The organism is Solimonas variicoloris DSM 15731, assembly GCF_000382285.1.
GTDB lineage: Bacteria > Pseudomonadota > Gammaproteobacteria > Nevskiales > Nevskiaceae > Solimonas > Solimonas variicoloris.
The window spans coordinates 86364-95028 of the sequence record NZ_KB907938.1; the positions used below are offsets into that span (position 1 = coordinate 86364).

Sequence of the window (8665 nt, forward strand, 5' to 3'; positions counted from 1 at the left end):
GCGCCATGCGCTGCGGCTGGGACGGCCCGCCCTGGCAAAGAACCGCGGCGCGTCATCGCGCGGCCGGCGAAAACCAGCCCGCCAAGGCCGCATAGCGAACGGTCTCCGCGACGTTGCGCACCTGCAACTTCTCGTAGACGTGTCGTCGATGGTGCTCGATCGTGCGCACGGACACGCCGAGCTCCAGCGAAATCTCGCGCGTCGTCCGGCCTTCGACGATCAAGGAGAATGTCTGGAACTCGCGGTCGGTCAGGCTCGCCAATCGATTTTGTTCGCTCATGCCCATGCCGCGTGTTCCGCGTCCGCGAAGCCGTTGGTCCCGCCGCCCTTCATGACCATGTCGGCATTCAGGGCGGCAGGCGCTGATCGGCCAGCGTCACCGCCTGCGCCGGCCCCAGATCCGTCGCTGAGTCGCCCAAGGCAAATTCGTACTGGCCGGGGCGGATCCGCCAGCCCTGCGACTCCCAGCCCGCGAGCAGGCGCGGATCGACCGTCACGCTGAGCTCGCGGCGCTCGCCGGGCTTGAGCGCGAGCTTCGCGAAACCGCACAGACGCAGCACCGGCTTGCCCTTGGCCTTGACCAGATACAGCTGCGGCGCGGCCTTGCCTTCGCGCGCTCCGATATTGCGCACGGAGAAGCTGGCCGCAACGCGGTTGCGATGGACCTTCAGCTGCACCGGCCCCAGCTCGAATCGCGTATAGCTGAGGCCGTGCCCGAAGGCGAACAGCGGCGTCTGGCCTCGCGCCGCGTAGCCGCGATATCCGACCTCGGCCCCTTCCGGATTCGCGATGATCTTGTCGGCGGCCGCGAAATCGAGACCGTATTCCTCGCCCAGCCCCGGCAGGGCACCGTGGAGATTCTGGCTTTCGCTCGCCGGAAAAGTGATGGGCAGGCGCCCCGAAGGATTGACGGCGCCGCTCAGGACGTCGGCGATGGCCTCGCCGCCCTTCTGGCCCGGATACCAGGCCTCGACGACGGCCTTGACCTCATCCCGCCACGGCATCAGCACCGGATTGCCGGTTTCGAGGACCACGACCGTCTTCGGATTCGCTTTCGCAACCGCCGCGATCAGTTCGTTCTGCGCGCCGCCGAGCGACAGGCTGCCGGAATCCCGACCTTCGGTCTCCCATTTGCTCGCGAAGACGATGGCGAGATCGGCGCGGGCCGCGCGGGCTGCGGCCACCGCGACGTCATAACCGGCATCGTAGGCGATGGTCGCCGACGGCAGCGCGGCTTTCAGGGCCTGCACCGGACTCGACGGCACCAGGATCTGGCCGAGCGGCAGCTTCGCCAGATGATGTACGTCGGTGGGAATGACCGCCGCGGGACCGCCGACCGGCGTCACCTGGCTGGAGCCGCCGCCGGACATGACGCCGGCGATCGCGTAGCCGCCGACGATCAGGATCGACTGCTTGGCGTCCGTCAGCGGCAGCAGCTGATCGTTCTTGAGCAGAACGATGCCGTCCGCCGCCACGGCCCTCGCCACGGCCGCGTGCGCCTCGTAGTCGATCGGTCGCTTGACGGGTGCAGCGTCGGCGCCGACCGCGTACAGGGAGCGCAGGATGCGGCGCACCGCGTCGGACAGCCGCTGCCGGGAAACACGCCCCGCGGCGAACTCGGCCTTGAGCGGCTCGGCAAACCATTGCCGCTTGTCCATCTCGGCGCCGGATTGCTGATCGAGGCCGGCGTTGAAGAAACCGACATCGTGGACCGCGCCCCAGTCGGACATGACCCAGCCCTTGTAGGCCCAGTCGCCCTTGAGCACGCGGTTGAGCAGGAAATCGTTGCCGCAGGCGTAGTCGCCGTTGACCTTGTTGTAGGCGCACATCACCGCGCCCGGCTGGCCGCGCTCGATGCCGATCTCGAACGCGAGCAGGTCGCTCTCGCGTAACGCCGCCTCGGCGATCTGCGCATCGCCGCTGCGGCGCAGGGTCTCCTGATCGTTGAGCGCGAAGTGCTTGATGGTCGCCACCACGCCGGCATCCTGCACGCCGCGGATGTAGTCGCCGGCCAGCACGCCGGACAGCAGCGGGTCCTCGCCGAAGTATTCGAAATTGCGGCCGCCGCGCGGATCGCGCGTCAGGTTGACGCCGGGTGCGAGCAGCACGTTGAAGCCCTTGGCCCGGGCCTCCGCCGCCACCATCGCCCCGGCGCGGTAGGACAGCGCCGGATCGAACGTTGCCGCCAGCGCGAGCGAGGACGGCAGCACCGTCGCCACGTCACCTTCGCGCAGACCGAGCGGATTGACGACGCCGAGGCTGGCGTCCGTTTCGAGAATCTCCGGCGTGCCGAGCCGCTCGATCGCCGGCATCCGCCCGACGGCGATCGGCACGTTCGGAATCAGGCGCGTCGGCTTTCCAGGTTCGATCACCAGCGGCAGATGGGTCTGCAGAAAGTGAAAGCGCTCCTCGTCCGTCATCTGCGCTTCGACGGCGGCGGCACGCTGGTCGGGATCGCCAACAGCCGTGCGCGGCTTCGGATCGCTCGCCGCCGCGGTGAACGCGCAGGCGCCTGCGAGCAGGGCCGGCAGAATTTTTTTCATCATGCACTCCTCCATGGCGAGGTCTCCGTCCGGGTGACCCTCGCTTGATCGTTGAACGTGGGGGCGTCTCAGAAATCGACGCTCAGGCGCACGATCAGCGTGCGCGGCGGGTTGAGCACATAGGCGTTGACGTCGGCCGATCCGATGATGGCCTTACCGGTCGAGCCGCCGACCGGCGCGGTCGTATTGAGAACGTTCATGACGTTGACGCCGAGACGCGCCTGGAAAGCTTCGGTCCCGCCGGCCAGCGACAGGCCGGCATCGAGCGTGGCGTAGTCGTTGATCTCGACGTCGTGGGTCAGATTGCTGTAACCCTTGCCGATGTAGGTGTATCCGACGTTGCCGCCGGCAATGACGAAGCCCAGCGGCCGCAGATACTGAACCGAAGCGTTGTACTGGTTGCGCGCGGCGCCCGGCATCTGCGCACCCGGCTTCACTTCGACGCCGCCGACGGCCGTGAACGGCTCGGTGATGTGCGCATCGGTGATGCCGCCTTCCAGCGCGAGGGTCAGACCGCGGAGCGGCCGCCACACGAGGCTGGACTCGAGGCCGCGGCTGATCGCAGCCGAGGCGTTGACGTTGTAGTTCAGCGGAATGCCTTGCGTCGTCTGCTGAATGATCGGGTTCTGGTAGCGGATGTAGAAAGCGGTGAGATCGGCGTGCAGCGTGTCGTCGAACCAGCCGGTCCGCAGTCCGATCTCGTAGTTCCAGAGCGTGTCCGACTTGTAGTTCGGCGGGACGCCGTTGGTCGCCGTCGACGGCACTTCCTGCAGACCGCCGAAGCGGAAACCCTTGCTGGCCGAAGCGTAGAGAGAGTCGTACTTGTTGAAGTGATAGGTCGCGGTGAACTTTGGATTGACGCCCCGCTCGCTGATCTTGCCGATCGTATCGACGGTCTGTCCGTAGTTCTCCGCCAGCACGAGCAGACCGGTACCGGTGAAGCCGCCCTCGACCGACGTCGTGTAGAAGCGCGCGCCGGCCGATACGTCGAGGCGATCCCAGAACTTGTAGCTCAGGTCGGCAAAGATCGCGTGCTCGTACGACTTGGCGTCGTTGACGCCGTAGAGCAAGGAAGTCGTCTGTTCGAGATAGGGCCCGAGATTGCCGAGCCCTCCGGGCAGAGTCCCGAGCCAGTCGAAGATCGGCGACAGACGCTGATGCAGCGGCGTGTCGCCGACGATCTCGAAATGCAGCGAGTAATCGTAGTAGTAGCCGCCGATCAGCCATTGGAACGGCTCGCCCGGACTCGACTGCAGACGCAGCTCCTGCGAAAAAGCTCTGGAGTTGTCATGAACGGCCAGGAACAGTCCGAGCTGAGATGGATACCCGGGCGGCGGCGTGCCGGCCAGCGCCGCGGTCAGATCGTGCGAGAAGTACGCCCGCTTCTCGATCCACGACGAAAGCGATACCACCCGCATGAAATCGAAGTCGTAATTGACCTCGAAACTGTCGAGCCCGAAGCGGTTGTCGGACGGGTTGGGCAATACCAGCTTGTCGGTCTGGCGCGGACCGTCCGGCGTGTCGGCAACGATGGCGGCGTTGGGCGCGTTGTAGTCCTGGCTCAGGTGCGTGAGCTTGAACTTCCAGGCCTCCGACGGCTCCCACAGCAGGATCGCGCGAATCTGATCGCCGCTGCCGCGATCGACGCCCCTGTCGATCGGGTCGGTGCGGGCATCGGCGTAGACGCCCGGCGTGTTGCGCCGCACGTAGGCAAAGCGAAAAGCCAGCCCGTCGTCGGTGAGCAGCGGCACGTTGATGGCAGCGCCGCTGGTGGTCGCCGCCGTGCCCCGATCCGGACTCATGTATTGCGAGAATCCGCGCAGCTGCCACTCGCCGATCACCGGTTCCTGCAACTCATAGCGGATCGCCCCCGAAAGCGCGGCGCCACCGAACAGCGTGCCCTGCGGGCCCTTGAGTATCTGCACGCCGGCGAGATCGAAGGCGCTGAGGTCAGGCGCGATGTTGTTGATGTACGGGTCCGTGAAAGCCGTGTCGCCGATGAAGATGCCGACCGGCGAGGCGTTGATCGACGTCGGGTTCGTGTCGGTGCTGATGCCGCGCATCGAAATGCGCGTGAAGCCCTGGCTGGCCTGCGTGGCGACCACACCCGGCGACTGCTGGATGAAGTCATTGAGGCTGAGCTTGCCCTGCTCCTCCAGCTGCGCACCGGTGATGGCGGAAATCGATGCCGGAATGTCTCTCAGCGACTGCTTGCGCTTGGTCGCCGTGACCACGATTTCCTCGATCTGGCGATCGTTGAATTTGGACTCGTCGGCTGCGACCGGGACCGCCAGCTCGTCCTCGTGCTGCGGCACCGGGATCGTCGGCAGCTCAGCGTCGGCCGCAGGCGTCGACGCATCGGGCCCCGCCGCCGATGTATCGCCGCTGAGCTCCGCGGCCTCCTGCGCGTGTACCGGCTGACAGCACAGCGCCAGCCCCAAGCAACAGGCCACCAACGGCGGGGCGAGATGACGCGCATGAGCGCTCGCATCCGGATCGTCCCAGTGCGGGCCATCGTTTTCCGGACACCGCTTGTCGACACGCACGGCCCGCGTCGTCGCCGACTCGGAGATCCGTGCGGAATTCACGAACCGAGACATTCCATTTCTCCTCTTTATATTTTTTTGACAGCACTGACTCGTCCTGCGAACACGCCGTAGCCGGCGATGCACAGATAGCAGGCCACCGGCACGAACAAGGCCGCGCCGAGACCGGCGCGATCCGCCACCGCGCCCGTCAGCAGCGGCAGCACGGCGCCGCCGACGATCGACATGCACAGAGCGCCGGAAGCCGCCGCCGTGGCTTCGCCCAGCGTTTCGATCGCGAGCCCGAAGATGGTCGGGAACATGATCGCGTTGAACAGACCGATGGCGACGATCGCCGCCGCGGAGACGACGCCGTGGCTGGTCGCCGATAGCGCGGCGAGCGCCGCGGCGCCGGCCGCGACGATCATCAGCATCGTCGCGGCGGGCAGCCGGCGCAGCAGCGCCGCGCCAAGGAATCGGCCGACCATCGCGCCGCCCCAGTACAGGCTCGCCCCGCGGCCGGCGGCGGCCATGTCCAGATGCAGCGTCACGGGCTGCATGAGGTAGTTCACGAGGATGCTGCCGATCGATACCTCGGCGCCGACGTAGAGAAAGATCGCGACGACGCCGAACAGCAGCCGTGGCTCGCGCAGCAGTGCGAGCGTCGGCGCCTTCGCGACGGCCGCCGACGGCGTCCAGCGCCCCTCGCGGACCCGCCAGAACAGCGCCGCCAGGATCGTCAGGCCGACGGCGATGGCGAGGAACGGCGCACCCAGCTGCATCGCTTCCTGCGCCGGCACGGACGACGGCGCCGGCAGTGGCGACGCACCGGACGACGAAGAAAGCTCGGCGGAAAGAATGAAGGCGGCGCCGAAAAGCGGACCGACGGTGGTGCCGAGCGCGTTGAAGCCCTGCGCCAGCGTCAGCCGGGCATGCGCGCGCGCATCGCCTCCGCCCAACAGCGAGATCAGCGGGTTCGCGGCGACCTGGAGCATCGTCACGCCGGACGCCACGACGAAGAGCGCCAGCAGAAAGCCGGCATAGCGTCCCCACAGGGCGGACGCCGCCAGCATCAGACAGCCGATGGCCATCGCGACGAGCCCTGCGCTCAGGGCACGCAGATAGCCGATGCGGCCGAGCATGAGACTCGCCGGCACGGAGACGACGAAGTACGCGATGAAGAAGCAGAACTGCGTCAGCATCGCTTCCGAGTAGCTCAGCGAGAACAAGCCCTTGAGCCGCGGTATCAGGCTGTCGACGAGCACGGTGGCGAATCCCCAGACGAAGAACAGACTCACGATCAGGGGATAGATCCAGCGCGGCGCCGCCTCTTCCGCCACGCCGATACCGAAGTTGCGAGAAGCAGGACGATCCATGGCAGGCCTCAGCGCATCGACACGATCGGATCCCGATCGGAAGCGTCCAGCAGCAGATAGTGACCGTCGCGATCGTCCGTGCGCCACGGGCGCCAGGTCGTGGGCAGCGGCGCGCCGTTCGGATCGCCGCTGCGGATGAAGGCGCCGATGGCGCGCATCATCAGCTGCGACAGCGCGTCCCGGCCGGGCTCGTTCGCCTGCGAGAAATCCATCGAATAGAAATTGTTCGAGAAATTCCCGAACACGAACGGCAGATCGATCGCGTGGCCGGCGCCGTAGACGGACTTCCACGGTTCAGGGCCGCGATTCCAGTCGAAGCGATACGCAAAGACCTTCGTCTCGTGGCGCGCGAGCTTCGAGATGCTGTCGTTCACGCCGTGCAGCGCGGCAGAGAGAATCAGCCAGGCATAGGCGTCGTACAGCCCGCTGCCCCAGGACGGCAACAGCAGCGGCCTGACGAGATCTTTCAGCTTCACCTTCGGGGCGGCGTCCGGATCCGACGTCAGCATCATGGTGAAGCGCTCGGCGTCGCTGACCTTGTAGGCGCCGACGGTGAACAACTTGCCCTCGTTGCGGGTGCGCCCGACGATGGTCGGCACGGCGCGAAAGCGACCCTGCTCGAAGCTCGCCGACAGATCGCTCGGAATAACGGCGCCGTCGCCGAAACAGGTCGGCGCTCGACGCAGCGACGGATCGCGGCTGACGGCGTCCAGCAGCTCGGTGCCCGTCTTCGCCCTGAGATAGTCCTCCAGCCAGCGCGGCCCCTGGGCGGCGAGGTAGCGCGCAGCGTCCTGGTTCGTCGCGGCCAGACCGTCGTGCACGAGCAGCGCAGCGGCCAGGCGCTCGGCGAACTCGGCGCCCTTCTCCCGGGTGGTGGACGCGATCAGGCCGCTGAGCACGATGGCTTTATGGAACAGGCCGTCCGACAGGGGCGACGCCATCACGCTGTAGAGATCGATGGCACCGGCCGACTGCCCCATCAGGGTGACGTTGGCGGGATCACCGCCGAACGCCGACGCGTTGGCCTGGACGAAGCGCAGGGCCTGCAGGATATCGAGCGTGCCGTAATTGCCCGAGTCGCCGAGCGGATCGCCTGTCGCGAGGGCGGGATGCGTGAACCAGCCGAAGAAGCCGAGGCGGTAGTTGATGGTCACGATGACGGCCCCGGCCGACGCGGCGAGCTTCGCGCCGTCGTAGAGCGGGTCCGAAGCGGCGCCGGCGATGTTGCTGCCGCCGTGGATAAAGACGATGACCGGCAGCGGCTGCGTCGCGCCGGACGGGCGCCAGATGTTGAGGCTCAGGCAGTCCTCGCTGCCGACCGGCTCGCCGAAGGTGTCGACGTTGGCCAGGCCCCAGGGCTTTCCGGCCGGCGGCGGTCCGTAGATCGAGCCGATCTGCGCACAAGGCGCACCGAAGGCATCGGCCGCCCGCACACCGTCCCAGGGCAGCGGCGCTTGCGGCGGTTGCCAGCGCAGATCGCCGACCGGCGGCCTGGCGTAGGGAATGCCGAGCCACCGCAGCACGGCGCCGCCTGCCGAAAGGCTGCCGCGCACTTCACCGGCAACAGTCCGTACGAGCAGCGCGGATGCCGCCGCCGGGCCGGTGTCGCCGGCGAAGCTGTGCCCCGCCAGCGAAGCCCAGAGAAGCGCGATCGCCGCCAGCCGAAACGCCGCGACGCGCGGTCGGCGCCGCCATGCGGACGCAGCACGACAGCCCCGCCAGATCCTGGCGCTCATCCCCTTCTCCTCCGAGGCCATGCGGCCTTCTTTATTATTTCAGTTACGTAAGCGTAACATCGCGTCTCGCGAATGTTCAAGCATGCGCGGCGGCCTTGCGGCGCCGCGCCTGAGCAGGCCGCGGCACCGATACAATCTAAAATTTCCGCCCCCTCTCAAGCGCTGCAAAGAACTGGAAGCCGATGAGCAAACGAGTCGTGAAGACAGTCAAGGGCCACCGTCATGGCCGCGTTCCTCGCGCCTTTCGCGAGGAACAGCTGCTGGATGTCGCACAGGCTCTGTTTGCGAAGCAGGGATATCAGGGCACGTCGATCGAGGACATTGCGGCGGCGGCCGGCGTGACGCGCCCCATGGTGTACAACTACTTCGAGTCCAAGGACGGGATCTATCTAGTCGGTCCTGAAATATTCAATTCACCGCCGCCAGCCGCCGACCCGGCGGCCATGCCCCCCTCGTCACTGACCACCCGCTCAAGCATCCCGACC

The 8665-nt window shown here is 67.0% G+C and carries 6 protein-coding genes; 1 reads left to right on the forward strand and 5 read right to left on the reverse strand.

The window, feature by feature from the left end; genetic code table 11:
• Positions 1-52 precede the first annotated feature (52 nt).
• The 5 genes from H149_RS0114640 to H149_RS21150 all read right to left on the reverse strand — a co-directional run bounded on the left by H149_RS0114640 (position 53) and on the right by H149_RS21150 (position 8201).
• Positions 53-286 (reverse strand): LuxR C-terminal-related transcriptional regulator, encoded by a 234-nt coding sequence (locus H149_RS0114640; RefSeq protein ID WP_083931001.1) that lies wholly within the window; start codon positions 284-286, stop codon positions 53-55.
• A 61-nt stretch (positions 287-347) separates the two neighbouring features.
• Positions 348-2546: a beta-glucosidase gene (locus tag H149_RS0114645; RefSeq protein WP_154654829.1), complete on the reverse strand. Its 2199-nt coding sequence runs from the start codon at positions 2544-2546 to the stop codon at positions 348-350.
• A 65-nt stretch (positions 2547-2611) separates the two neighbouring features.
• Entirely contained in the window at positions 2612-5143 is a 2532-nt protein-coding gene (locus tag H149_RS0114650; RefSeq protein ID WP_154654830.1) for a TonB-dependent receptor, read from the reverse strand.
• Between the two features lie 14 nt (positions 5144-5157).
• Complete coding sequence (locus H149_RS24105) at positions 5158-6531, reverse strand: sugar MFS transporter (RefSeq protein WP_245540535.1); 1374 nt, start codon at positions 6529-6531, stop codon at positions 5158-5160.
• Complete coding sequence (locus H149_RS21150) at positions 6453-8201, reverse strand: carboxylesterase/lipase family protein (RefSeq protein ID WP_083931003.1); 1749 nt, start codon at positions 8199-8201, stop codon at positions 6453-6455. Before H149_RS21150 ends, H149_RS24105 begins: the two co-directional genes overlap by 79 nt.
• A 161-nt stretch (positions 8202-8362) precedes the next feature.
• Between H149_RS21150 and H149_RS22820 the strand changes: the two genes are divergently transcribed.
• Positions 8363-8665: TetR/AcrR family transcriptional regulator (locus H149_RS22820; RefSeq protein WP_020650520.1), on the forward strand; the 303-nt coding region annotated here is incomplete at its 3' end.

Coding starts and splice junctions, on each gene's coding strand:
- H149_RS0114640 (WP_083931001.1), bottom strand. CDS start 286: ATGGGCATGAGCGAACAAAATCGATTGGCGAGCCTGACCGACCGCGAG.
- H149_RS0114645 (WP_154654829.1), bottom strand. CDS start 2,546: ATGATGAAAAAAATTCTGCCGGCCCTGCTCGCAGGCGCCTGCGCGTTC.
- H149_RS0114650 (WP_154654830.1), bottom strand. CDS start 5,143: ATGTCTCGGTTCGTGAATTCCGCACGGATCTCCGAGTCGGCGACGACG.
- H149_RS21150 (WP_083931003.1), bottom strand. CDS start 8,201: ATGGCCTCGGAGGAGAAGGGGATGAGCGCCAGGATCTGGCGGGGCTGT.